Source organism: Nocardia sp. CA-129566, from assembly GCF_050956075.1.
Lineage (GTDB): Bacteria > Actinomycetota > Actinomycetes > Mycobacteriales > Mycobacteriaceae > Nocardia.
In genome coordinates, this window is the sequence record NZ_CP192085.1 from 6,099,606 (window position 1) to 6,123,202 (window position 23,597).

General features: G+C 65.7%; 26 protein-coding genes and 1 pseudogene. 14 read left to right on the forward strand and 13 right to left on the reverse strand.

What is annotated here, in order from left to right; genetic code table 11:
• The 3 genes from pucL to uraD are packed head-to-tail and all read right to left on the reverse strand — an operon-like array spanning window position 1 to window position 1,688.
• Window positions 1-876 carry a factor-independent urate hydroxylase gene (pucL, locus tag ACQP0C_RS26550; RefSeq protein ID WP_433724174.1) on the reverse strand — a complete coding sequence of 292 codons (876 nt, stop codon included), beginning with the start codon at window positions 874-876 and terminating at the stop codon, window positions 1-3.
• Window positions 877-879: 3 nt separating this feature from the next.
• Complete coding sequence (gene uraH / locus ACQP0C_RS26555) at window positions 880-1,179, reverse strand: hydroxyisourate hydrolase (protein ID WP_433724176.1); 300 nt, start codon at window positions 1,177-1,179, stop codon at window positions 880-882.
• Window positions 1,176-1,688, reverse strand: a complete 513-nt coding sequence (gene uraD, locus ACQP0C_RS26560; RefSeq protein WP_433724178.1) for a 2-oxo-4-hydroxy-4-carboxy-5-ureidoimidazoline decarboxylase — start codon at window positions 1,686-1,688, stop codon at window positions 1,176-1,178. Before uraD ends, uraH begins: the two co-directional genes overlap by 4 nt.
• A gap of 169 nt (window positions 1,689-1,857) precedes the next feature.
• On the opposite strand from uraD, the gene ACQP0C_RS26565 reads away from it, so the two are divergent.
• The 7 genes and pseudogenes from ACQP0C_RS26565 to ACQP0C_RS26595 all read left to right on the forward strand — a co-directional run bounded on the left by ACQP0C_RS26565 (window position 1,858) and on the right by ACQP0C_RS26595 (window position 9,490).
• Window positions 1,858-3,363, forward strand: coding sequence for a PucR family transcriptional regulator (locus ACQP0C_RS26565; RefSeq protein WP_433724180.1), 1,506 nt, complete (start codon window positions 1,858-1,860; stop codon window positions 3,361-3,363).
• Window positions 3,364-3,539: 176 nt separating this feature from the next.
• Window positions 3,540-4,145: a hypothetical protein gene (locus ACQP0C_RS26570; protein ID WP_433724182.1), complete on the forward strand. Its 606-nt coding sequence runs from the start codon at window positions 3,540-3,542 to the stop codon at window positions 4,143-4,145.
• A 386-nt stretch (window positions 4,146-4,531) separates the two neighbouring features.
• Window positions 4,532-5,236: a helix-turn-helix transcriptional regulator gene (locus tag ACQP0C_RS26575; protein WP_433724184.1), complete on the forward strand. Its 705-nt coding sequence runs from the start codon at window positions 4,532-4,534 to the stop codon at window positions 5,234-5,236.
• A 99-nt stretch (window positions 5,237-5,335) separates the two neighbouring features.
• Window positions 5,336-5,713 (forward strand): VOC family protein, encoded by a 378-nt coding sequence (locus ACQP0C_RS26580; protein WP_433679040.1) that lies wholly within the window; start codon window positions 5,336-5,338, stop codon window positions 5,711-5,713.
• Between the two features lie 266 nt (window positions 5,714-5,979).
• Complete coding sequence (locus ACQP0C_RS26585; protein WP_433724186.1) at window positions 5,980-7,614, forward strand: NTF2-like N-terminal transpeptidase domain-containing protein; 1,635 nt, start codon at window positions 5,980-5,982, stop codon at window positions 7,612-7,614.
• A 107-nt stretch (window positions 7,615-7,721) separates the two neighbouring features.
• Window positions 7,722-7,943 (forward strand): annotated as a pseudogene (locus ACQP0C_RS26590) (DNA-binding response regulator); the annotation flags it as partial.
• A 14-nt stretch (window positions 7,944-7,957) separates the two neighbouring features.
• On the forward strand, window positions 7,958-9,490 hold the full coding sequence (locus ACQP0C_RS26595; protein WP_433724188.1) for a sensor histidine kinase: 1,533 nt from the start codon (window positions 7,958-7,960) through the stop codon (window positions 9,488-9,490).
• Window positions 9,491-9,505: 15 nt separating this feature from the next.
• Here ACQP0C_RS26595 and cqsA read toward each other — a convergent pair whose 3' ends face one another.
• Window positions 9,506-10,744: an alpha-hydroxyketone-type quorum-sensing autoinducer synthase gene (cqsA, locus tag ACQP0C_RS26600; protein ID WP_433724190.1), complete on the reverse strand. Its 1,239-nt coding sequence runs from the start codon at window positions 10,742-10,744 to the stop codon at window positions 9,506-9,508.
• 150 nt (window positions 10,745-10,894) lie between these two features.
• Here cqsA and ACQP0C_RS26605 point away from each other — a divergent pair, with 150 nt between their 5' ends.
• A complete protein-coding gene (locus ACQP0C_RS26605; RefSeq protein ID WP_433724192.1) occupies window positions 10,895-11,551 on the forward strand; it encodes a response regulator transcription factor in 657 nt (218 codons plus the stop codon).
• Window positions 11,548-12,714 (forward strand): sensor histidine kinase, encoded by a 1,167-nt coding sequence (locus ACQP0C_RS26610; protein ID WP_433724194.1) that lies wholly within the window; start codon window positions 11,548-11,550, stop codon window positions 12,712-12,714. The genes ACQP0C_RS26605 and ACQP0C_RS26610 overlap by 4 nt, the downstream gene beginning before the upstream one ends.
• A gap of 39 nt (window positions 12,715-12,753) precedes the next feature.
• On the opposite strand, the gene ACQP0C_RS26615 is transcribed toward ACQP0C_RS26610, so the two are convergent.
• Together ACQP0C_RS26615 and ACQP0C_RS26620 are read right to left on the reverse strand one after the other, a co-directional pair.
• Window positions 12,754-13,146, reverse strand: coding sequence for a hemophore-related protein (locus ACQP0C_RS26615; protein WP_433679047.1), 393 nt, complete (start codon window positions 13,144-13,146; stop codon window positions 12,754-12,756).
• 90 nt (window positions 13,147-13,236) lie between these two features.
• Complete coding sequence (locus tag ACQP0C_RS26620) at window positions 13,237-13,881, reverse strand: class I SAM-dependent methyltransferase (protein WP_433724196.1); 645 nt, start codon at window positions 13,879-13,881, stop codon at window positions 13,237-13,239.
• 61 nt (window positions 13,882-13,942) lie between these two features.
• Here ACQP0C_RS26620 and ACQP0C_RS26625 point away from each other — a divergent pair, with 61 nt between their 5' ends.
• Entirely contained in the window at window positions 13,943-14,443 is a 501-nt protein-coding gene (locus ACQP0C_RS26625; protein WP_433724198.1) for an N-acetyltransferase family protein, read from the forward strand.
• Between the two features lie 25 nt (window positions 14,444-14,468).
• Here ACQP0C_RS26625 and ACQP0C_RS26630 read toward each other — a convergent pair whose 3' ends face one another.
• Window positions 14,469-14,684, reverse strand: coding sequence for a hypothetical protein (locus tag ACQP0C_RS26630; RefSeq protein WP_433724200.1), 216 nt, complete (start codon window positions 14,682-14,684; stop codon window positions 14,469-14,471).
• A 50-nt stretch (window positions 14,685-14,734) separates the two neighbouring features.
• Window positions 14,735-15,121, reverse strand: coding sequence for a hypothetical protein (locus tag ACQP0C_RS26635; protein WP_433724202.1), 387 nt, complete (start codon window positions 15,119-15,121; stop codon window positions 14,735-14,737).
• A 314-nt stretch (window positions 15,122-15,435) separates the two neighbouring features.
• On the opposite strand from ACQP0C_RS26635, the gene ACQP0C_RS26640 reads away from it, so the two are divergent.
• The 3 genes from ACQP0C_RS26640 (at window position 15,436) to ACQP0C_RS26650 (ending at window position 17,902) form a co-directional block, all read left to right on the forward strand.
• The gene (locus ACQP0C_RS26640) at window positions 15,436-16,785 is read left to right on the forward strand and encodes a helix-turn-helix domain-containing protein (protein WP_433724204.1); all 1,350 of its coding nucleotides are present in this window, start codon (window positions 15,436-15,438) and stop codon (window positions 16,783-16,785) included.
• Window positions 16,786-16,850: 65 nt separating this feature from the next.
• Window positions 16,851-17,366 carry a GNAT family N-acetyltransferase gene (locus ACQP0C_RS26645; protein ID WP_433724206.1) on the forward strand — a complete coding sequence of 172 codons (516 nt, stop codon included), beginning with the start codon at window positions 16,851-16,853 and terminating at the stop codon, window positions 17,364-17,366.
• A 101-nt stretch (window positions 17,367-17,467) separates the two neighbouring features.
• Window positions 17,468-17,902 carry a hypothetical protein gene (locus tag ACQP0C_RS26650; protein WP_433724208.1) on the forward strand — a complete coding sequence of 145 codons (435 nt, stop codon included), beginning with the start codon at window positions 17,468-17,470 and terminating at the stop codon, window positions 17,900-17,902.
• Between the two features lie 66 nt (window positions 17,903-17,968).
• Here the strand turns inward: ACQP0C_RS26650 and ACQP0C_RS26655 are convergent, their stop codons facing one another.
• The 5 genes from ACQP0C_RS26655 to ACQP0C_RS26675 all read right to left on the reverse strand — a co-directional run bounded on the left by ACQP0C_RS26655 (window position 17,969) and on the right by ACQP0C_RS26675 (window position 21,833).
• The gene (locus tag ACQP0C_RS26655) at window positions 17,969-18,367 is read right to left on the reverse strand and encodes a hypothetical protein (protein WP_433724210.1); all 399 of its coding nucleotides are present in this window, start codon (window positions 18,365-18,367) and stop codon (window positions 17,969-17,971) included.
• Between the two features lie 130 nt (window positions 18,368-18,497).
• Window positions 18,498-19,004: a methyltransferase family protein gene (locus ACQP0C_RS26660; RefSeq protein WP_433724212.1), complete on the reverse strand. Its 507-nt coding sequence runs from the start codon at window positions 19,002-19,004 to the stop codon at window positions 18,498-18,500.
• Window positions 19,005-19,111: 107 nt separating this feature from the next.
• On the reverse strand, window positions 19,112-19,921 hold the full coding sequence (locus ACQP0C_RS26665) for a class I SAM-dependent methyltransferase (protein WP_433724214.1): 810 nt from the start codon (window positions 19,919-19,921) through the stop codon (window positions 19,112-19,114).
• Window positions 19,922-19,962: 41 nt separating this feature from the next.
• On the reverse strand, window positions 19,963-20,613 hold the full coding sequence (locus ACQP0C_RS26670) for a winged helix-turn-helix transcriptional regulator (protein ID WP_433724216.1): 651 nt from the start codon (window positions 20,611-20,613) through the stop codon (window positions 19,963-19,965).
• A gap of 314 nt (window positions 20,614-20,927) precedes the next feature.
• Entirely contained in the window at window positions 20,928-21,833 is a 906-nt protein-coding gene (locus ACQP0C_RS26675) for an ADP-ribosylglycohydrolase family protein (protein ID WP_433724218.1), read from the reverse strand.
• 106 nt (window positions 21,834-21,939) lie between these two features.
• On the opposite strand from ACQP0C_RS26675, the gene ACQP0C_RS26680 reads away from it, so the two are divergent.
• Window positions 21,940-23,577, forward strand: a complete 1,638-nt coding sequence (locus ACQP0C_RS26680; protein ID WP_433724219.1) for a pentapeptide repeat-containing protein — start codon at window positions 21,940-21,942, stop codon at window positions 23,575-23,577.
• The last annotated feature ends 20 nt before the right edge of the window (window positions 23,578-23,597 follow it).

Below are 23,597 nucleotides of genomic sequence, written 5' to 3' on the forward strand. Positions count from 1 at the left end.
TCACTCCCAGGCCGGTCCGGGCGCGGGCGCGTCCTCGCTGAGCACGGTGCCTTCGATCAGGCCGTAGGGCCGATCGGCGGCGAAGAACACCTCGTTGTCGTTCTCCAGTCCGAAGCCCGACAGATCCACCACGAAGTGGTGCTTATTGGGCAGCGACAGCCGGACCTCGCAGACCTCGGGGACCGCGCTGATCACTCGGTCGCCCATGGCGTAGAGGGTCTGCTGCAGCGAGTAGCTGTAGGTGTCGGCGAATGCGCCGAGCAGCGCGCCGCGGACCTCGCGGTAGGCCTTGTCCCAATCACCCGGTTCGCTCGCGAAACGCCACTCCGCATTGACCTCGGTGGCCAGCACCCGGTCGTAGGCCTCCTGCAGCGTGGTGTAGCTGTCCTTGATGTAGCCGTGGAATTCCGAGCCGGTGGAATTGAGCACCACCAGACCCGTCAAACCCGAGACCACCCAGGCGTTTTCGCCGTCGTAGTGCACGCGTGCGGTGCGGGTCTCCTGGCCGGAGCGCACGAACGAATGCTGTTTGTCGCCGGGGCCCACCACGATGCGCTCCCAGGCGTACTCCTCCAGGGAGACCCGTGCGTGGTGGATGGGCGGCTGCGAGTCGACGAAATGCCGCGCCAGCAAAAGACCGAACGCCTCCGGCGAGGTGATGCCGTGCTCCTTGGCGAAGGCGAAGACCGTGTTCTTCTGGGTGTCGGTCGGCAGGACCGTCGCATTGTCACCGGTCAGGTGAACCTCGTCCATGTCACCGGATAACGCCACACCGACGTTCAGATCCCGGATCTCGTGGATGCCACCGGTTTTCGTCACCCGGACGACCCGGTTTTCCGCTTTGCCGTATCTATTCGGCCCGAGCTTGATCGACATTGTTCAGCTACCTCGGTAGGTCGAGTAGGAGTAGGGACTGAGCAGCAGTGGCACGTGGTAGTGCTCGGCTGGGTCGGCGACGCGGAAGTCGATGGTCACCGACGGGTAGAACGGGCTGAGGCCACCGGTATCGAAAATCAGCCGGTGCGCACCGATTTCGGGGGCGGGCAGATCCTTGACGCGCCCGTCGTCGTCGGTGCGACGCTCGGCGAGCACGGTGCCGTCGGCCTTTTCCAGCCGCACCGCCAGCCCCACGGCCGGGCGGCCGGATGCCGCGTCCAGCACATGGGTGGACAGACTCACTTGTCCTCCAACAGCTTTCGAATCCGCAGCCGGGTGATATCGGCGAGTTCGCGTTGGGTGGCGATGCGTTCACCCTCGGCGGTATTCGCCAGGCGCCTGCGCAGTTCGGCGCGGATCTGCTCGGCCGAGCGGCCGGCGGCGCGGATCAGGAAGACATGTCCGAACCGCTGCTCATAGGCCAGGTTGCCCGCGGCGATATCGGCGAGGACCTGCCGGTCGGCACCGGCGGTCCCCGACTGCTCACCGGCGGACCACTTCGCCTCGCGCTCGTGCGTGCCCGCCTTCGCGCGGTCGCCGATGCGCGGATGCGCCGACAGCGCCTGCTCGATATCCGGCCAGCTCAGCTCCCGCACCCCGGCGACGGCGGCGGCCATCAGGCTCGTGCTGTCCACGTAGGGCCGGTGCGCCGCCACCTGCTGCGCCCAGACATGCGAGGCACAGCAGCTCAGCAATTCCGCCTCGGCCTGATCCGGTGGCAGCGCGTTGAGCCATCCGATCTCACCTGACATCCGATCTCCCATTTCGAGCTTGTTTTGCGATGCCGTAAGTACACCCGCCGTTCATCAGCGCTGCTAGGACCCAGAAATCTGAAGTGTGCGCCAGTTCACACGGGCCGTTTTGTGCGAATATCCAAAGTGCCTACGGGCGGCCTCAGAATTGGCTGTTAGCCTCGGCGCTGTGCGACTTAGATCACTTCTCACCATGGATCTCGGTCTCGAGCTCGTCACCGGAGAGGACGAGCTCGACCGTTTCGTGCGCTGGGTTGTGACCACCGACATGCTGGATCCGAGCCGCTACCTCTCCGGTGGTGAGCTGGTGCTGACCGGCCTGCAATGGCGGCTCGAACCGCAGGACAGCGAGACCTTTGTGCGCGCGCTGGCCCGGGCCGGCGTCGCCGGACTCGCCGCGGGCGACGCCCGCTACGGCGGGGCGCCGCCCGATGTCGTCGAGGCCTGTCGGCGGTACCGGATCCCGCTGTTCCGTGTGCGCGAGGACGTCGCGTTCGCCCAGGTCACCGAGACGCTGACCCGCAATCTGTCCACCGGGCGGGCCGCCGATCTGACCGCGATCCTCGACCGCCACCGCCAGCTCGTCTCGGGTACCGGCCTCGGATCGGTGCTGGAGCTGATCGAACGCGATCTGGGGATGCGGTGCTGGGTGGTCTCCTCGACCGGACGCGTGGTCGCCGGGCCGGTCTCGCCGCCGCCGGTCGAGGTCACGGCCGCCTTCTTGAACGCGCGCCGCCTGCCCCACGTGCTGGTTCACGATAAGGCCCGCTACTCACTGTTCGCGGTCGACGAGCACAGCACCTCCCGCGCGGCCGACTGGTTCATGGTCTTCGAGGGCGACTGCAAGGACTGGCCGGAAGAACGCCGCACGCTGACCGGCGAACTCGCCGCCGTCGTCTCGCTCGAACGCGCCCGCCTCGACGACCGGCAGAGCGCCGAAGGCCGCCTGGCTCAGGAACTCATCGAACTCATCGTCTCCGATGCCAAACCGGCCGAAATCATTTCCCGCCTCGAGCTGACCGGCCTCGGCCCCGCCGAGACCTATATCGCCGTGGCCGCCGGAGCCGAGGCGGATGCCTTGCGCCCCGGCGAATTACGCGTCCTGCTCCGCGAAATCCTCTACGGCAAAAGGCCGGCCGCGGGTGTGGTGGACGGTGAGGCCATCGCATTGATCCCCGCCGACCCCAACGGCGCCATCATCACCGAAATCCATCGCGCCGTAACCTCTTTGGCCCCCGGCCTGCACCGCGCCCGGCTATCCATCGGCGTCAGCGGCATTGTCGACGGCGAAGGCCTGCGCGGTGCGGTCGAAGAAGCCCGCTATGCCCGCCGCCTCGCCGAAGGCCGTCACCAACCCACCAGCGTCGTCGGCCACGATGAACTGGCCACCCATATGCTGCTGCTGGCCAGCGTCCCCGATGAGGTCCGCCGCATGTTCCGCCTGCGTTTGCTGGACCCGCTCAGCAGCTACGACCAGGAGAACCGCGCCGACCTGGTCCACACCCTGGAAACCTTCCTCCAGGTCTCCGGCTCCTGGACCAAATGCGCTGAGCTACTACACGTCCACGTGAACACCCTGCGCTATCGAATCCAACGCATCGAGGAGCTGACCGGCCGAGACCTATCCCGCCTCGAAGACCGCGTCGATTTCTTCCTCGCCCTCGCCCTGCGCTGAGCCGCCACCGGTCGGCTTGCGTACCGGCTGCGCTCTTGCGTTCGGCTGCGCGGCGGCGAACCATTAGCTGTGCGGTGGCCGCGTTCGCGGGCCGTGCGGTCGCATTGCCCTCGGTGGACCACGACGCGTCACCCCCGCGACACAGCGGAGTGATCCCTCCGCACGAGGAGGACTCGATGTTCATCCAGGTCATTCAAGGCAAGGTCGCAGATGCCGATCGACTACGTCGATGTATGGATCGGTGGAACGAGGAATTGCAACCGGGCGCCACCGGCTACCTCGGCACGACCAGCGGGTTGTGCAACGACGGGACCTTCATCGCCTTGGCGCGATTCGAATCCGAGGAAGCGGCGCGACGCAATAGCGCCCGTCCGGAGCAGGGTGCGTGGTGGGCCGAAACCGAACAGTGCTTCGACGGTCCGGTCACCTTCATGGACTGCCCCGAAGTGACGCAGTGGCTGGGCGGCGGCTCCGACCAGGCCGGTTTCGTACAGATCATGGAGGGCCACACCTCCGATCAGCGCCGCATGCGCGAACTCCTCTCGCAGGGCACCGATCGCATCCAGCAATTGCGCCCGGAGATCCTCGGCGGCACCCTGGCGACCTACGGCAACGACGGGTATGTCGAGGCCGTGTACTTCACCTCCGAAGCCGAAGCCCGCGCGCACGAAAAGCTGGAGATCCCCGACGATCTGCGGTCGCTGTTCGAAGAGGAGAGCGAACTCATGGGCGAGGTCGAATTCTTCGACCTGCACGAGCCCATGCTCGTCTCCCGGCGATAGCCGATCCATCAGCCGCTGTCGCATATCCGGTGGCACCCTCGCACACACCGCACTGCGCGAGGCGGTCACCAGATATGCGACAGCCGCCGTGATCACCCGAACCGATACCCAAATGTGTTGCCCCGGGCGCAAACTCGAGTCGTGGGGACAACAGTTCAGCAGCTGCTGACACTCGTCGGAGTAATTCTCGGGCGGGGGCGACATACGCGGCGACAGCGATGAACGAGCGCGCGAAATGGCGCGGACAGCATGACGATCCACCGCCGCCAACCCATGAATTCCGATCGCGCGGTGGGGCGCGCAAAGAGTCGGGGCGGTGTCCAATAGGCGACAACCGCACACCAACGCGACATCTTGCTGTCAGTGGTGGGCGCTACGGTGGCGGCGTGAACCGAACGGATCGGCTCTACGCGATCGTCGAGGAGTTGCGGGCGGTGGCGCCGCGCGTGCGGACCGCGCGTGAATTGGCGCAACGGTACGAGGTGAGCGTTCGCACGATCGAACGCGATATCGCGGCCCTGCAACAGGCGAGCATTCCGATCTACGCGGATGTCGGCAGGCGCGGTGGTTACGCGCTGGAGAAGAGCATGTCGCTGCCGCCGCTCAACTTCACCCCGGCCGAGGCGGTCGCGCTCGCCGTCGCGTTGGCGCGCAGTGAGGCGATGCCGTTCGAGCAGGCCGGGCAGAGCGCCTTGCGCAAGATACTTGCGGTGATGTCGGATCGCAATGCCGCCGCCGCCCGCGCGCTGGCCGCGCGGATTCGACTGATGGAGCCGGTGGACGCGCCGCCCGCCCAAGCGATCCCGTCGGTTATCGCGCAGTCGATCGAAGCGGGACGGGTGCTGCGGATCAGCTATGCGGATCGCTTCGGCGAGCACAGTGAACGCGAGGTCGAGCCGACCGCATTCCTCAGCGGCTCCAATGGCTGGTATCTCATCGCCTGGTGTCGGCTGCGCGAGGAGTCCCGCTGTTTCCGGCTGGACCGCATCGGCGCGGTGACAATGACCGATCTGGCGATCGCGCAGCGCGCCCTCGACGACACCGGATCCGATATCCCCGACGATCTCCAGCTGCGCACCGTCGCGCTGTGAACAGCGGCATATCGCGGGAAACACCGACAGGGGGTTGTCGCGCAGCCGGGTGATCGTGGTCGGGCAAGACAACGATCACCGATCCCGAGGAGACGATAAGTGAGCACTCCCCCCTTCAACACGGTGGCCTGGTTCCAGGTCGGCAGCGATAAGCCCGACGAGGTGAAGAAGTTCTACGGCGACCTGTTCGGGTGGACCTTCGACGCAGACCCCAATGTCGACGCCTACGACCACGTCAGCTATCCCGCAAGCGAGAGCCCGAGCGGCGGCATCGCGCACACCGCCGACGCCTCGGACAACCACGCCACCTTCTTCGTGCTCGTGCAGGACGTGGCGGCCACGGTCGCCGCCGCCGAACGACTGGGCGGAAAGGTCTCGGTCGCACCGGTTACCAGCAAGGACGGGCTGATCTTCGCCCACATCCAGGACACCTCCGGCAACGACTTCGGCGTCTTCAGCCCGCCTACGCAGTCGTAGTCCGGCAATAGCCGAGGGGCGGAGCTGCCATCCTCCGCCCCTTGGCGGCATGCCCGCATCATCACCCGGGCCCGCGAACGTCGAACCGCCACGGCGATGCGTTTCGACTCCATAGCTTTTTGGCAGCTATCGGATCGAAGCGCTGAAACGCCCACGGCCACCCCGTTAGTGTCGAATCACTTGACCTCCAGGGGAGTTACCGGATCCGGGTGGCCGTTATCCGGCCGTTGAAATCGCACGCTTGATCTCGAGAATCGAGGTTCGCGATGGTGGCCGATGGCAACCTCAACACCGGACCGCCACCGATGAGGTGCGGTCGCCTGCTCAGTGCGCTGGCCGCGATGGTGCTCGCGGTGGGGATCAGCGGGTGTGCCTATTCGTTCGCCAAGTACCCCGACGATGCCAGGGCCGCGGTCGAAGAGTTCACCGAACTGCTGAACGAACGGAAAGCGGACAATGCCGCGAACCTGACCTCCCAGCCCAACAATGCCGTCGTGTCTTTACGGCAGATATTCGAGGGATTGAGCCCCGGGACGCCGGAGTTCCAATTGATCCAATTCATCGTCTTGGATACCGGGCAGGCGATCTTCACCCTGCATGGCGCATGGGCGTTCGGGCAGGATCGGAACTGGAGCTATGAGTCCCAGGGCACGGTGCGGAAATTGGCGACGGGCTGGCGGATCTCCTGGGATCCCACCATCGTTATTCCGCACCTGGACAACACCCGCACGGTTCAACTGGTCCGCGCGTACGCACCTCCGCCGCCCATCGTGAAGGACAGCCGCGGGCAGACCTTGATGACCGAGCAGGTCATCGATGCGGTCAAGCTCGATCCGGCCCGCATCACCAATCCGATCGCCACCACCGACGCCCTGGCCAAGGCCATCGAGCCGATCGCCCCACTGATCACCGGGCAGTCCTTGCGCGAGCAACTGGCCGCCGCGCAGGGCAAGCCGGTCGCCGCGGTCAATCTGCGGGAGTCCGATTTCGCGGTCCTGGAACCGGACATCGCGCCGATACCCGGAGTAGTGACCAAGGCCCAGCCACGGCTGATCGCCGCCGACCGCCGGGTGCAGTCGCCCATGCTCGACGCATTGCGTGTGGTGTGGCAGGACAACCGGGACAGGTGCGCGGGCTGGGCGGTTCAGCTGTCCGGCCGGGACGGCCTTCCGATCGGCTACCTCACCGGACAGCCGGGCACACCGGGTCCGGACGTGTCCGCGACGCTGGATCCACACTGGCAGAGCGCCGCCCAGGACGCGGTGAACTATGTCGGGAACCCGACGACCGCCGTCGTCATCAACTCCGCGACCGGAGCCATTGTCGCCGCCGCGGAGAACAACGCGGTCAGCGCGAACGGATCGGCCTTCACCGGACTCGCCCCGATCGGCGGCACTACCGAATTGCTGCGCACGGCCGCGGCGAAAATCGCGCGGAAGGCACCACAGGACGTTTCCGTGGACGAGGTCACCAAGGCCGCCCGCATGCTCGGTATCGGCGTCGATTTCGAGCTGCCGGGCTTGGACAAGGTGACCTCACGGATCCCGACACCGGGCACCGAGCAGGTCCGGCGCGGGAGTCAGGCCACCGAGATCCAGGCCAGTCCATACGGCATGGCGATCGTCGCGGCCACCATCGCCAGCGGGCGCATCAACCCGCCGATGATCGAAATCGGACGCCCGGCCAAGGCTTCGATCGAATCGGCACCGCTACCGGCCGAGGTGCTCGACCAGCTGCGTCCGATGCTCGGCGGCTCCGGATATGTCACCATCACGGGCGGACAGGGCTGGCTGCTGGCGAATACGGGTGAGCTGGCCTTCGCGATCCATGTCGAGGATCCGGACAGTCGCGCCACCCTGATCCAGGCGGCCGCACGCATACTCCACCCCGAGCCCCAGTAGCACAACTCTCGGCGAACTACGCGGCCGAACCGAGCTCCGGGGCAGCTCACAGGAAACCCCCAGCTGGTCCTGAGCTTCGACAACGCTGGTCGCGCGACGCTGGGGTAATGAGCAGAGTCGATCCGCAAGCGCGCGTTCTCGTCGTCGACGATGAGCCGATGATTGTCGAACCCCTTGCGGTGAGTCTGCGATTTCAGGGGTTCGAGGTGGCGACGGCGACCAGCGGGACCGACGACAAGCTCACCGGACTGACGCCGAGCGCCGACGACTACGTCACCAAACCGCTCAGTCTGGAGGAAGTGGCCCGGCGGCGGGCGATCCCGCGGCGCCAGCCGAGCCGGACATGAGGCTGCGCGAGGCGCTGGCCCGGCGGGTATCGGCCATTCCGCTGCGGGTGGGACTCGTTGTCGCCCTGGTCTTCCTGGCCGCACTGGTGCTGCTGGCCACGGGCTTCGCGGTGACCTCCGCGCTGAGCCGATCGCTGACCGCGCGGACCGATGAGCAACTCTACGATGCGGCTCGGTCGTGGGCGGAGCCGCGCCTGATGCGCCAGATCGTCACGAATGACGGTGCGATGTCATGGATTCCGGCCGATATGGCGGACACTCGGCCAGTTCCCCGACCGTTCATCGATCAACCGCGCCGCTTCTACGAATTGCGCAAAGGCCCTGAGGGACAGCTCTATTCGGGCACTCCCGAGACGATCGCGGGCACCGATACGACGCCGGATGTGGCGGGGCACGCGGCAGCGGTCCCGATAACGATCGGCTCGACCGACGACTCCTCGGTGCAGTGGCGCGTGCTGACCACCAGTAACCAATTCGGCTCGACCACCATCGCGCTGCCGCTCACCGATAACCAGGAGACGGTATCGCGGTTGATCTACTTCGAACTCGGCATCGGCGCCGCCGCACTGCTCGCCCTCGGCGTCGTCGGCTATTTCGTGGTCCGACGCAGCCTGCGCCCGCTGCGCACGGTCGAAGAGACCGCGGCCGCGATCGCGGGCGGCGACCTGCACCGGCGCGTCCCGGTGCGCGATGTCGACACCGAGGTCGACCGGCTCGCACGGTCGTTGAACGCGATGCTCGCGCAGATCCAGCACGGTGTGGCCGCCACCGAGGCATCCGAGGAGGACGCCCGGCGTTCGGAACGCCGGATGCGTCAGTTCATCGCCGACGCCAGCCACGAATTGCGTACCCCGCTCACCACGATTCGCGGTTTCGCCGAGCTCTACCGTCAGGGCGCGAGCACCGACGCCCACATGGTCGTCGGCCGCATCGAGAGTGAGGCCGAGCGGATGGGCCTGCTGGTCGAGGATCTGCTGATGCTCGCCCGGTTGGATGCCAAACGCCCACTCGACCGCAGTCCGGTGGATCTGCTCGCGCTCGCGGGCGATGCGGTGCACAACGCACAGGCCATGGCGGCGCGGCAGCACAGCGACCCGAAACGCCCGATCACCCTGGACATCCGCCCCGGCGTCGGCACCATGGACGTGACCGGCGACGAGGCGCGATTGCGTCAGGTGCTGGCGAATCTGCTCGGCAATGCCCTCGCCCACACCCCCGCCACCGCGGCGATCACCGTGCGGCTCACCCCATCCGCCGACACGGTGCGCATCGACGTCATCGACACCGGCCCCGGCCTGACACCGGAGGCGGCCGCCCGAGTTTTCGAACGGTTCTACCGCACCGACGATTCCCGCACCCGAACCAGCGGCGGAACGGGTTTGGGCCTATCGATCGTGCAGGCCCTCGTCGTGGCACACGGCGGCCGGGTGAGTGTGCACAGCGAACCGGGCAGCGGCGCGACCTTCACGGTGATCCTGCCGCGCGATATCCGGCCGACGGCAGTATCCGCGCAAGCTGTTCGGGTATAGCACCGCAGCACGGTCTCACGGGGTCGGCACCAGCGACGGTGGCGTCGGAGCCGTTGCGAGCCTCGGCTGTTCGGGACGATACGGCGCGATGGCACCGAAGGTGTTGCGGACCTCGGCACAGACCTGGATGAGTCGGTCCACCTGCATATCGGTCAGCCCGGCGTGTAGCGAGAACCGGATGAGGCTGCGTTCGGGCGCGGTGGCGGGCCAGCAGAAGACCGAGCCGAAAACGCCACGGGCCTCCAGGAAGTCGCGGATGGCGATGGTGCGCTGGTCCGGACCGGTCCGCAGGGCGACGATATGGCTGGCCGAACCCTCCAGATCGAACTCCAGTGCCATCAGGGCACGGCGTACGACGGCGGAGATCTCGCGCAGCCGGATCCGCCGCCAATCGTCGACGCGGACGACATCGAGCGTCGCGGCCAGGCCCGCGATATCGTGCGGCAGCAGCGTCGCGGAGAAGACCGAGGGATCGGACTCCATCTTGAAGTAGTCGACGAAATCGATATTGTTCGCGGCGATGAATCCCGCGCGTCCGGCGAAAGCCGTCGCGAGGCTCGCGATTCGGAACGGCACCCGGTCCGCGAGGCCGAGCGCGACCACCGTGCCGGCACCGTAGGGCCCGTCGGTGCCGAGCGAATGCGATTCGTCGACGACCAGCACGCTGCCGGTCTCGTCGGCCACGTCACAGATCTGGGTCAGCGGACAGCGACTGCCATTGGTGCTGTAGATCGAATCCACCGCGATGATGCCGGGACCGTATTTGCGTATCTCGTCGCGCAGATGGCCCGGAAAATTGTGCCGGAACGAATACACCGGCGCACCAGCCGTTTTCGCACCGTGCCACAGCGACATGTGCGCGATGTGATCGACATAGACCGGGGTGTGTGGATCGGCGATCGACTGCATCAACCCGGCGGTGGCATCCCAGCCGGATTGGCACAGAATTCCGGCGGCTGCCCGCATATGTTCGGCAAGCGCCATTTCCAGCACGATCTGCGGATGATCGGCGCCGTGCACGAAGACACCGGATGGTGGCGCCGCACCGCCGCAGTTCTGCAGCGCCGCGCACATAGCGCCGATGATATGCGGTTCGTGGGCGAGGGCGAGATAGTCGCTGCTGGTCAGCACGACATCGCCCGGCACGGGGTTGCGACCATGCAGCAAATGCCGTCCGCCCCAAGCGGCAGCGATCCGCTCCGTATGGAATCGACTGACGCGAACGAATATGCGGTCGGCGACCGACAAGGTCATTTGAACTCCTTTCACTGCTATCAGCTACTACAGAGCACACACCGAGCCGATTGAATCATTACCCAACGGCGCATGCACCGAAATCGCCAAGTTGATCAGTGCATGTCGCACTCACAGCGACCTAACAGCACCAACAGGCACGATTGTCGGGTGCGGGTACTGGTGGTCGAGGACGAGCGGTTGCTGGCCGATGCGATAGCCGATGGGCTGCGACGGCATGCGATGGCGGTCGATGTGGTGTACGACGGGGCCGATGCGCTGGAGCGGGTCGGCGTGAACGACTATGACGTGATCGTTTTGGATCGCGATCTGCCGACGGTATCCGGCGATACCGTCTGCATCTCGCTGACGGAGGCGGGCAGCGATGCCAGGATTCTGATGCTGACGGCCGCGACGGCGGTGGCCGAGCGAGTCGCCGGGCTCGGACTCGGCGCCGACGACTATCTGACCAAACCGTTCGCCTTCGCCGAACTGGTCGCCCGGATTCAGGCTTTGGGGCGGCGGTCCCGGCCCGCGACGCCGCTGGTCCTCGAACGCGCCGGCATTCGACTCGACCCGCATCGGCTGGCGGTCACCCGCGAGGGCGAGCCGATCTCGTTGTCGCGCAAGGAGTTCGCGGTGCTCGCCGAATTGTTGCGTGCCGACGGCGGGGTGGTGTCGGCGGAGCAGTTATTGGAGAAGGCATGGGACGAGAACATCGATCCGTTCACGGGGGTGGTGCGGTACACGATCATGATGGTGCGCCGGAAGTTGGGCGATCCGCCGGTGATCGAGACCGAGGCGGGCGTGGGGTACCGCATCCGATGAGAGGCCGCACCATTCGACTGCGGCTGACTCTGCTGTACGCCGGTGCGTTCTTCATCGCCGGGGCGATCCTGGTTGCGCTGATGTACTTCTATCTCGATCGGTCGCTGGGGCGGCGCCACGGGATGGGTGCCCAGATACTTGTGCGCGAGTACCTGGCCAAGCGCAACCGCCCGATCGTGTCCGAGGAGTTGTATCAGGCACTGACCGCGCAGGCGGCCAAGGAACGCCGCGACACCCTGGAGGCGATGCTGGTCTGGTCGCTGGTCTCGCTCGGCGCGATCGGGATCGCGGCCGGTGGTCTGGGTTGGCTACTGGCCGGGCGGGCATTGCATCCGCTGCAGCAGATCACCGCGACCGCGCGCCGGGTGGCCGATCGCAGCCTGCACGAGCGCATCGCGCTGACCGGACCCGATGACGAAATCAAGGATCTGGCCGACACTTTCGACGCCATGCTGGAGCGGTTGGATCGCGCGTTCGACGGTCAGCGGCGCTTCGTCGCCAATGCCTCGCACGAACTGCGCACCCCATTGACCATCAATCGCACACTGATCGAGGTGGCACTCGATGATCCCGACGCGCCGGAGTCGACGCGTCGCCTCGGAGCCACGCTCCTGGAGGTCAATCATCGGCATGAACAGCTGATCGACGGACTCCTGGTGCTCGCGAGCAGCGAGGAACGGCTGATCGAACGCAGCCGGGTCGACCTGGCCGAGGTGGCCCGTCGGGTGGTCATCGTCGCCGGCGATGCCGCTGAGCGGGCCGGTATCGAGATCCGCACCGATCTCGCGGCGGCTCCGGTTTCCGGCGATCCGGTACTGCTGGAACGTCTGGCGCAGAATCTGGTGGACAACGCGATTCGCCATAACGTCAGCGAAAAGGGTTGGGTGGCAATCAGATCGGTGAGTATCGAGAGGAAAGGCCGACTGGTGGTGGAGAATTCCGGCCCGGTGGTACCGGCCTTCGAGGTCGAGGGACTCTTCGAACCGTTCCGTCGCCTGGCCACCGGCGATCGGATCGCCGAATCCGACCACGCACCGAACAGCCGCGGTGCCGGACTCGGTCTGTCGATCGTGCGATCGGTCGCGCATGCGCACGGCGGCGATGTCCGGGCGGCCGCGCGCCCCGAGGGCGGGCTGATCGTCACCGTCACCCTGCCGAACTGACCGGGCGGGCGGCGCCGGATAGCGCCGCCCGCGCTCGGGTCAGTAGTTGTGGCAGCTGTTCGCGAGTTCGCGCAGCTTATCGATCTTCTGCTGGCCCTCGGGCGAGTTGCGCTTCTCCTCGATCTTGTTCCGCGCATTCGGGTGATTGTCGAGCCACTGCTGAGCGCGCTGCTTGCGCTGGTCGACCGGCAGGGCGAGGAACTCCTGCAACTTCGCCTTGCGTTCGGGATGGCTGTCCAGGCGTTCGGCCAGCTCGGGCGCCTGGGCGTGAATGGCCGCGTCCACTTGGGCGAAGGTGCATGTCGTCTCGATCAGTCCGCCGCCGACACCCGGCTGCGCCGAAGCCGTCGCGGGAACCAGTAGCGCGCCCGCCGCCAACAGACCGCCGAGCGCGACGGCGGTTCGCATGATTCCGGTACGGGTGAATGTCATTACGCGTGACCCTTTCCATTGGCGATCGGATCACGGCAGGCAATTGGCGTGATCCGATGACAGTCCACCAGGCCGGGTGTTTGGACAGCGCTAGGAGAGTTCGGGGCGGCGCACTCGGGCCAGCCAGGCCGCCTCATCGACAATGCTGCCCGGGGTGAGGCCGAGTTCCGCGGCCTCGACGACCGCCTCGCTGACACGTCCGCGATATCGGGCGGGCTTCAGTTCTTCCAATTCCCAGCCCGCGCCGAAGGCTTCGGAGATCGCGGTGCGGGCGATGCGCGGGCCGAAGCCCGGTTCGGCATCGGAGAGCGCGAGGATATGGACCAGACCGCCGGGCTTCAGAACCCGGTGCAGACTGCGGACGTAATCGGTCGGATCGCCATTGTCGAAGGCGAAGACATGAAACAGCGCACTGTCGAGAATGGTGTCGTAGCGGGGCTCATCCCCGAGTGCCAGCGCATCGGCCACCTCGAACCGCGCGACCACCCCGTGCTCGCGCGCATTGGCCCCGGCATAGGCGATCGCACTCGGCGAAAGGTCCACCCCGAGCACGTCATAGCCGAGTTCGGTCAGCCTGATGGTGTGCTCACCGGCCCCGCACCCGATATCGAGCACCGCACCCCGGATCCATCCCTGCTCGATCAACTCGAGCACCGCGGGCTGCGGCTCCCCGATCACCCATGGCGCGGATCCATCCTCATACACGGAATTCCAGAACTCAGGAGGTCGAATCATGCCCCCAGCCTTCAACCTCAACCGGGGTTCATGTCAATGCCCACCGCGCTACATTGCCCAGATGACCGATTCCCCGCACCTGCGCCCGGCCCGCCCCGACGATGCCGAAGCCATCGCAGCGATCTGGTACGAGGGCTGGCGCGACGCCCACCTGGGCAATGTTCCCGACGAACTCATCGCCGTCCGCCCGCAGAAGTCGTTCGCTCCCCGAGCCACCCAACGGATCGCCGAGACCACCGTCGCGATCATCGATAACGAAGTGGCCGGTTTCATCATGGTCCTCGACGATGAAATCGATCAGGTCTACCTCTCCCGCCGCCACCGCGGCACCGGCACGGCACCGGCCCTACTCACCGCCGCCGAACAGCGCATATCCGGCAGCGGCCATGCACGGGCCTGGCTGGCCGTAGTCCCGGGCAATGCCCGCGCCCGCGCCTTCTACACCCGCAACGGCTGGACCGACGAGGGGCTGTTCACCCACCAGGCCCCGGGCCCCAACGGCCCGGTCCCCGTTCCTGCCCACCGCTATGTCAAACAGCTCACCGGATTGCCGGAGGACTGAATGCGCTCGAAGTGAGTGGGGAGTTTCAGCAGGACGTTTCGATGTCGCGAACACTGATCGGCGTGATCGCAATCGCGTCGGCATTGTCCAGATCTGCGTCGGAGTCCGAGATCCAGCCGTCTTCACCGACCGGGCTCAGCCAGCCGTCGGAAGCGCGCTCATAGACCGGAACGCTATCGACAGGGGCTAGGTCGAGCTTGTGGCGTGTGTCCTCGTGGAATGCCGCGAGCAACGCGAGCACGGTCGGAGCGATCTCATTCGCCGAGGACGGAGCTACTTCGAACATCCGGCCTACGTCTCCAACGGGTTAGGCAGATCCTGCAAATCCACCAGCGCGGCCCAATAGTCGTCTCGAAGCGCGTCCCACAGGTCCGTGTGCTTCGGGAGCAACTCCCGAGCGGCAGCCAGATCGGGATACGGGTCGAACATGACCGTTCCGGGTTGCACCGCCATGAACTGCGCGCGCGACGGCAAGCAATAAGCGGTGAACGACTCGGACATGAACTGCACGCGCAGGATGCGCGCCGCACACCCCGCCAATCGCCACACCGCGACCTTGCGACCATCCCGGGTTTGCGTAGTACGCAACCTATCTCGGCGCATCACGCCCCCTTGCGGTTCGTACGCTCGATGCCCCGGCAGCGATACGACTCGGCGGATACAGACTGGTTTGCCCATTCACGGATGGCATCGGCAAACCGCTCGACCACATCGGCCGCGGCACCACAGTATGTGGTTGGCCGACTCGTCAATGGATCTCGCTGCGGCAGTTTCGAATTCGTCATGATTCCTCTCCGTGACTGCGGTCGAGGCATCCGACAGCGACCGTCGCGCGCTGCGGGCGGGAACTAGCAGACGCAGCGCTCCGAAATGCCCGGGGCGTCGGATACCCATAAAGCGTCGCCGACCAGCGAACTCGATCCCAGGCACAGAACCGCACGCAAGTAATACGCTTCTGATACCGAGCGTTGTGGGTGCGACGAGGGGCGGAGATGATCGTTACCAATTGGACCGGTGTTGAAGTCAAGGCCCTTCGCCTTGTCGCGCTGCGGCTGACGCAGGAGGCATTCGCCGAGCAAATCGGCTACCAGCCGGTGACCGTTCGGAAGTGGGAGCGTGCGCAAGATGCACGTCCAGTGCGCGGCAAGTCCGCACTCGACCTCGACACCCAACTGGCGCGGCTGAACAATGACCAGGCTGAACGATTTTGGGCGGCCGTCACCGAAGCACGTTCGGTCGTTTCGGTGCATCCTGGCGGGTATGAGGCCGGCGCCATAACCGATCGGTCTCGCAACTCGCTCGGTGCCTATGCATGGGAAGTCGAAGGTGACGTGAAACGGCGGGAGTTCGGTAGATTGGCTGCGGCAACCGGTGCTGCTGTGGCTCTGGATTCGTGGGATCTAGACGGAGAGCGGCTCGGCATGTCCGATGCGCGACGTCTACTCGACCGCATCGACGAGTTGGAGAGTGCAGACCAGCGAGTTGGCGGAGCACAGCTGGTGAGCTACGCCGTGGAAGGGCTTGCTAGGGCCAAGAACCAGCTGGAAACGTGCGCGTTCGCTACGGGAACGGCCGACGTATTCGCAAGTGCGACAGGCGAACTCGCGGTATTGGCCGGATGGCTGGCGTTCGACGCGAACATGCATCCGCTCGCGCGCCGCTGCTACTCCGATGCCATGGCGCTAGCGAGTCAGGCAGATGACAACGATCTGACCGCTCATACCTGCTTGCATGCGGCGAATCAGTCGATCGCGCTGACTCAGATCGGACACGCGAGCCCGCACCACGCGCTGCAACTGGTCGAGCGAGCACGAGATCTCATGCGAGGCAGACCACCCGGACGAATCCACGCACTCATAGCGATCCGGCAGGCCCAAGCCGTGGGGCTACTCGGGGATCGCAACGCTTTCGGACGTGCGATTGCCACGGCATGGCGTGAGGTAGACCAGGCTGTGGAATACGAGCCGATCGATGAATGCCCGGCTTGGCTTCGTTTCGTGGGTCATACCGAAGTCCGCGGGCACGAGGCTCGCGGATACGGACGGGTCGGCGACCTCGCGAAGGCGGTGGATCTGCTGGAGGCCACCGTAAGCGACCAAGCTTCGGTTCGGAATTCAGTAAACGCGCGGGCGTGGTTGGCGTCCGCGCGGGCTGCGGCCGGAGACTTCAGTGGAGCACTGGCCGAGGCGATGCCCGTAGTCGAGCACTTGGGCAACACTGTTTCCTCGCCTCGTACTGTGAAGGTCCTCGAGCCGGTCCGGCGCGCCACCGCCGGTTCGTCTGCTGGGGCCGAGTTCGGTCAGCGATTCGACGCCCTTACACAGACCACGATCACCGCATGAAACTACCCGAAGGAGTCGAATTCCAGCACCTTGATGCCGCACTGGCCCGCGACCTCCGCGCGACCGTGGCGGACATCTATTGCCGGTCCTATGTGGATGCGATCGCATCCGGCGACCCGTTCGATTCGCCGGACGAGTTCATGCATCGATTCGACAGCTACACCAGCCCGGCGCGCGCCAGCGTCTTCGCTATGGTCATCGCGTACCTGGACGGGAAGCCAGCCGGACAGACATGGGGCTGGACCCTCAGCCCAAAAGCTGCCTGGTGGAAGAACTTTCAGCCAGACAACACAATCACCGACCGCGATGTGTTCACCGATGAAGACGGCGCCCGAACATTCGCACTATCCGAAATCATGGTGTGCGCGGAACACACCGGCCATGGCCTGGCTCGGGCGCTGCACGACAAATTGCTGAACAGTCGATGCGAACAGCGGTCGACGCTGTTGGTCGAGCCGAACAACGATCGCGCTTACCGGGCATACCGAAACTGGGGGTGGATCCGCGTGGGGATCACTAAACCGAGTTGGCCCGACGCACCCACATTTGATGTGCTGATTCGTGAGTTGCCTTTGGCCTGACCGCGCCGTGTCGGTCAGATCGGCGCAGAGCGGTCAGCGGGCGGCTACTCTGCACGACCTGCCCACGCTGAGTCAGCCACCGGCTGACGGATGCGGTGCATTTGACCTTCCTGGCTACCCACGGCTCTGTCAATCGAACGGTGGCCGTCCATTCGGCGGAGTCATATCGCTTCAGCCGGAACGGGATTCGCGGAGTCGAAGTGAGTCCGACCTTTTTGATCTCGTGTCGGTGGCGTCCGAACACCCAGGTGGACAGTTGGTCGATCGTCACGCCCGCGCTGCCCTCGTTCATCGCCCGCACCCAGATCCCAGCGCGCCGCCGTCCTCTCGGTGCGCCGCTATGTCAAACAGCTCACCGGATTGCCGGAGGACTGAATGCGCTCGAAGCGAATGGAGAGTTTCAGAACGACGTTTCGGTGTCGCGAACAATGATCGGCGTGATCGCAATCGCGTCGGCGTTATCCAGATCTGCATCGGAGTCCGAGATCCAGCCGTCTTCGCCGACCGGGCTCAGCCAGCCGTCGGACGCGCGCTGATAGATTCAGGCAACCGTCGACGACAATCACGACTCGGGTCACCGATTCTGATCCAGTGACGCCACGTCAACGGAATACGGGCTCGGCTATGACCTGGTGGGCATCCTCATAGACGATTGTGCCCGGGCTATCGCAGTCCAGACGGATCCAGCCGACACCGTGGCTGTCCAAGATGGCCAGATAGCCGCCGACGCGCGTGATCATCTGGGCGGCAGAGGATTTGAACCAGGCCACCGCATCCGGGTGGCATTTCCGGTCGTAAACGGCCGGATCGATCCGCCCCGGATCGGTCAGATTGGCCTCGTACCAAGCATTTTCACGACGACGGAACCGCTCTTGCGCCGCACTTAGGCGCCCCGCCCACGCAAGTCCATTGACCAGCGCAAAGATCCCCGGATACCGGCCATGCCGATTCGGAACAGCCGCCTGGAACCGAACGAACAGCCGATCCGCCTCACCGGTCACAAACGCAGGGTTCATACGGTTAACCAGAACAGCTCGCGAACGAAGCCGCGCATCCGGACCGAACCTGATGCGGTACAACCGCTTTCGACCGGTTCGGGTGCTGCGCCGGAATACACTCCGGCCGGACGGATTACCCCGTCTGCTCATCCGGATGCCACGGTGTGAGCCGTGGTACCCACGGGCGTACGGCCGCCCGGTACCGCTCGTATTCGGCACCGAATGCGCGTTGCAGCGTGGGTTCCTCGTAGAACCGAACGAACAGTGCTTGGCCCACGGCGACAATGAGCCCGTACCAGACCAGTGACCACTGGCCCAGGAGTAGCGCCTGGCCGAAGACGATCGCCACGACCGCGAGGTACATCGGGTTGCGGACGAAACGGTTCGGGCCGCCGACGACCAGATGTCGGGTCGGTGCGATCGGCGCTGGCGTGCCCAGTCCTTCGAGGGCGAACCGGTAGATGGCGGGTAGCAGCACCGCAAGCCCCAGGACGATCAAAGCCGCGCCGACCAAACGGAGCGCAGCAGGTGCGTGCGTACTGTGCCAGCCCGTGATCGACCAGGGCAGCAGACCCGCGACCGTGCCGGGCACGACGAACACGAACAGCGTGCTGCCCAGAATCGGTCGAAGGCGGCCCATGCGGGTGAGGATACTGCCCACGATCGGAACTTTCTGACGTCGAAACGGCCGAAATCGGAAAGTCTCTCGACGGTCGGCAGACTCGCCTCGCGCGCGGATCGTGTTCGTTACTTCGCCCTGGCGACAGCCTGAAGGGCCCGCAGGCGTCCATCGGCCAGTGCGTCGGTGAGGTGCTCGGCTCTGGTGCGGAAGTTGGGCACGAATGCGTGGAGTCCGAGCGGGCTGGGCGGCAGCGCCAGCACGGTGCGCATCGTTGTCACTGTTGCCGCGGTGAGGTCCGCCCAGTGCTCGACGGCGAAGCCAGCCGACTCGATCGCCGCACGCAGCTCCTGCGCAGTGGCCAGGTGACTGTGCTCGGGCCCTTCCGCCCAGGGCAGCGGATAGGCCAGCGCACCACCGTCACCGGCGACGATGTCCCACACGGCGAGTCGGCCGCCGTCGGTGGTGACCCTGCGTGCCTCGCGGTAGAGCCGATCCTTGTCGGGCACGTTCATCTGGACGTGCTGGCTGAATACGACCTCGAAAGCGGAAGCGGCGAAAGGAAGTTCGGTGACGTCGGCCTGGCGGATGACGATCCGATCGTCCAGGCCAACGAGACGATCGAGCCATCGCGCCGTGTCGCAGTATTCGGCGACCATATCGACGCCGGTGACCCGGCAGCCGAAGCGAGCCGCGAGATACCGTGCGGTGCCGCCGATTCCGGTGCCGGCATCGAGCACCTCGGTCGCGGGTGTCAGGTCGAGCAATTCCGCGAGCTGGTGGGTCGCGATGCGTCCGCTGGCGTGGTAGTCCTCGAGCAGCGCGAGATCGGCGGCCTCGAGCCGGTCGAGGTCTTTTCCGGCCGCGACGAGGGCCCGCTCGATATTGATCCGGGACATGCCGGTCGCGTATTGGGCCGGGATTTGCGTATTTGTCATATCCGTTCTTTCCTGTTGTTCCGGCGCCTGCGCCGGGTAATTCACGGATGGCCCGTTTCCCTGCCGACGGGGCGGAGACGGGTGAGCACGTCGCGGCTGCCACGGGTGGTCAGCCCGAGCTGCGCGGCCTGCTCGATATCGATCACGCCCGTGAGTACTCCGAGCACCGCGGGCGGGGGTCCATCGAGGACGAGATCGGCATCGGTGACCTCACCGATGCGCGAGCCGACCCGCCCCGCGCCGACCTCGAGGACGGCATGGGTACCGCCCGAGCTGAGCTGGATGATCGCCGACGGCGCCGCCGGATCGACGTCGGCGACGAACCACGCCGGTGCGTAGGCGAGCCATTGCGCCAGGAAGGCATCCTCGGGCCGGATGGTGGTCATATAGCGAAGACCCCACAGCCCCAAGGCCTTCAGCGCGGGCTCCAGTGCCAGTCCGGTCTCGGTGAGCCGGTAGAGGGTGGTCGCCACGGGTGGCGGCGCATCCTCGCGGCTGATCAGTTCGGCCTGCTCGAGCTCCCGCAGTCGGGTCGACAACAGGTTGGTGGCGACACCGGGCAGCCCGTTCTTCAGGTCGGTGAAGCGGCACGAACCCTGCAGCAGCAGCTCGCGAATGATCAGCAGCGTCCACCGGTCTCCCACGACGTCGAGCGCCTTGGCGATCGAACAGTACTGGTCGTAGCTCCGCATACCGCCATCGTATCGCACAGCGGGTAGACAAAAACAACTTATAAGTTGAAATTTTCTACTATCCGCGTTTCAGCATTCGATCAAGTCGCACACAGGCCCGCAGCACATCGACATTGAGACCGACGATGAGCAGGCCCAGGTGCGTCGTCACGAGGTGCTCGGCGCAGCAGGGTGAGACCACCAACAGGGGCGCGGCTATGACTTCTGGGTTCTGCGAGATCCCTGGGCCAACGAGTTCTGCGTGCCGCACAAGAATTCCCTGACCTGCCGACAACCGATATGCGGGACTACCGTGCGTTCGCTGATGATCGGCATCACGCAGTCGCCCATGTGGGCAGTGCCTCACGCGCCGACAGCCACTGTTCCGGTATTCCGCGCGTCGTGCCTCGACTTCCGACCCCGGTGTGTGCTGCCACGATTCCACCAACGATCGCGGCCGTCGTGTCCACATCCCCACCGGCCTCGATACATGCGGTGACGGCGGCTGGATAGTCATCGAGGAAGGTAGCCGCTGCCCACAGCGTGAACGGCACCGTGTCCTGGGCGCTGACCTGTGCACCGTTGCCGAGTTCGTAAGCTGCTTCGGCTACCGATCGGCCGAGTAGCTTCCGAGCTCGCCGGACGCCGTCCGCGGTCCGACCATCGACCAGATACGGCTCGACCGCGTGCAGCAATTCAGTTGGTAAACAGCCTTTTCCGCGAGTCGCCGCGGCGTGGCTCGCCGCGGCGGCGACCACCATGGCACCCACGATCGCTTCCGGGTGCCGATGGGTGACCTCGGCGGACAGCGCGGCCTGCGCTGCCGCTCGACGCAGATTTCCAGCGAAGTACGCCCCGAGCGGGGCGACCCGCATCGCGGCTCCGTTTCCCCACGATCCGCGCCCATGGAAAGCAGCCCCGGCCGCTTCATCCCAGGGACGCCCGTCGCGAATCTCGTGCAGCACAACGACTGTGCCGCCGCCGTAGCCACGGTACGGTTCGCAGCGATGGGCGAATGCGGCCGCGAGCGCATCCCGGTCGATGCCGCCGCGGCCGCGGAGTTCCGAGTACACCGAACAGGCCATCTCGGTGTCGTCGGTCCACTGCCACGGAGCCGCTGGCGGTCGTCCGGCGAGCAGATCAGCTACGGAGCGGCCGGGCACGAAGAACTGAGCACCCAGCGCATCACCAACCGACAACCCCTCGAGGCTGTCGTACGCGGAATCGGAAAACAACGGCATACGGCGGCCAATGATGCCAACCGCAACCAGCTACCGCAATACTCGGCAAGAGCGTTGTGGTGCGGAGCACGGTTGCGTCGGCCAGAATCGAGCAATGCTCGGGTGGGTGAGCGCTATTGGCGCGCAAGCACATACGAAGACGACTGCACTGCGCGCGCGAATGGGTAAGGCCAACAGGGCGGCGATCGGCCGCCGCGCGGTCCGGATCGGGTTGCTACCCGCGGTCCTCTCCGCGCTCGGCGCCGGTCTGGTCGTAGCCCTTGTCGCCTACGGGTTCCTGAGACTGATCACCCCGACCAGCGACACCAAGGCTGCGCCGATAGACATCACCCGCGTGTCGCTGACCGTCGTCGCCGGAGTCGGCGGTGTGGTGGCCTTGGTGATCGCCTACCGCCGTCAGCGTGACCTCGAGCAGAGCCGTTTCGTGGAACGCTTCGGCGCCGCCGCCGCGCAACTCGGCGCGACCGATGTCGCAGTCCGTATCGCCGGTGCCTACGCGATGGCCGGTGTCGCCGACGAATCCGACGGCCTGCGCCGCCAGCAGTGCATCGACGTCCTGTGCGGCTATCTGCGCCTGCCGTATGACCCCGACCACGGCAGCAGCGGTCGCACGAAACTCGTGACGATCATTCCGCGTGTCGACCGAGGACGAGATCGCGGCGAATTCCAAGAACACATCGAATACCGACACAACGATCGCGAAGTCCGCCGAACCATCATTCGCGTCATCGCCGACCATCTCACACGCGATGTCGAATACAACTGGAGGGCAAGCAATTTCGACTTCCGCACCGCCCACCTCGAAAACGCCGATTTCACCGATGCCACCTTTACCGACGTCGGGTTCGAGGGCGCGATATTTTCCGGCACCACCAGGTTCGTGGGCGCGAGATTCACCGGCTCCACCTCGTTCGCCGACACCACGTTCACCGGTCCGGCCTGGTTCGTCGGCGCGACGTTCACCGGTCCCGCCTGGTTCGCCGGCGCAACGTTCACCGACTCCGCCCAGTTCAGGGGCGTGACGTTCAGCGGTACCGCCGGATTCGACCACACTGCGTTCACCGACACAGCGGGATTCGAGCAGACAACCTTCACCGGCACGGCCGGGTTCCGGGACGTAAGGTTCGGCGGCACCGCCAGATTCGAGCACACAACATTCACCGGCACCGCCAGATTCGAACGCACGACATTCACCGGCGCCGCAAGATTCGAGCACACGACATTCGCCGGCACGGCCGGGTTCGAGCACACGACATTCACTGCCACGGCGGGGTTCGAGCACACAACGTTCACCGGCACGGCCGGGTTCAGGGAGGTGACGTTTACTGGCACGGCCGGGTTCAGGGGCGCGGCGTTTACTGGCACAGCCAGGTTCGTGGGCGCGACATTCTCCGGCATCGCAGAGTTCCGGGATGCGACGTTCTCCGGCCCCGCCGAATTCCGAGACGCGACATTCACCAGCAGCGCCAAGTTCGAGGACGCGAAGTTTTCCGGCCCAACCTGGTTCGGGAGCGTGAGGTTTTCCGGCCCAACCTGGTTCGAACACGCGGCGTTCACCTCCGACACCAACTTCTCACTCACCGATTTCGGAACGTCAGATGTCTCTTTCCGATCCCCTCGGCAGTGGGGCCCACCTGCGCCGAAGTTCGATTGGGACGACAATGTCGCCGCCAAACCGCCCAACGTAGAACCGCAGAACTGGCCACCCGCACGGCGCCCCACCGAGCCGGTGCCGCAAGAGTGAACCGAGGCGATAAAGACTGC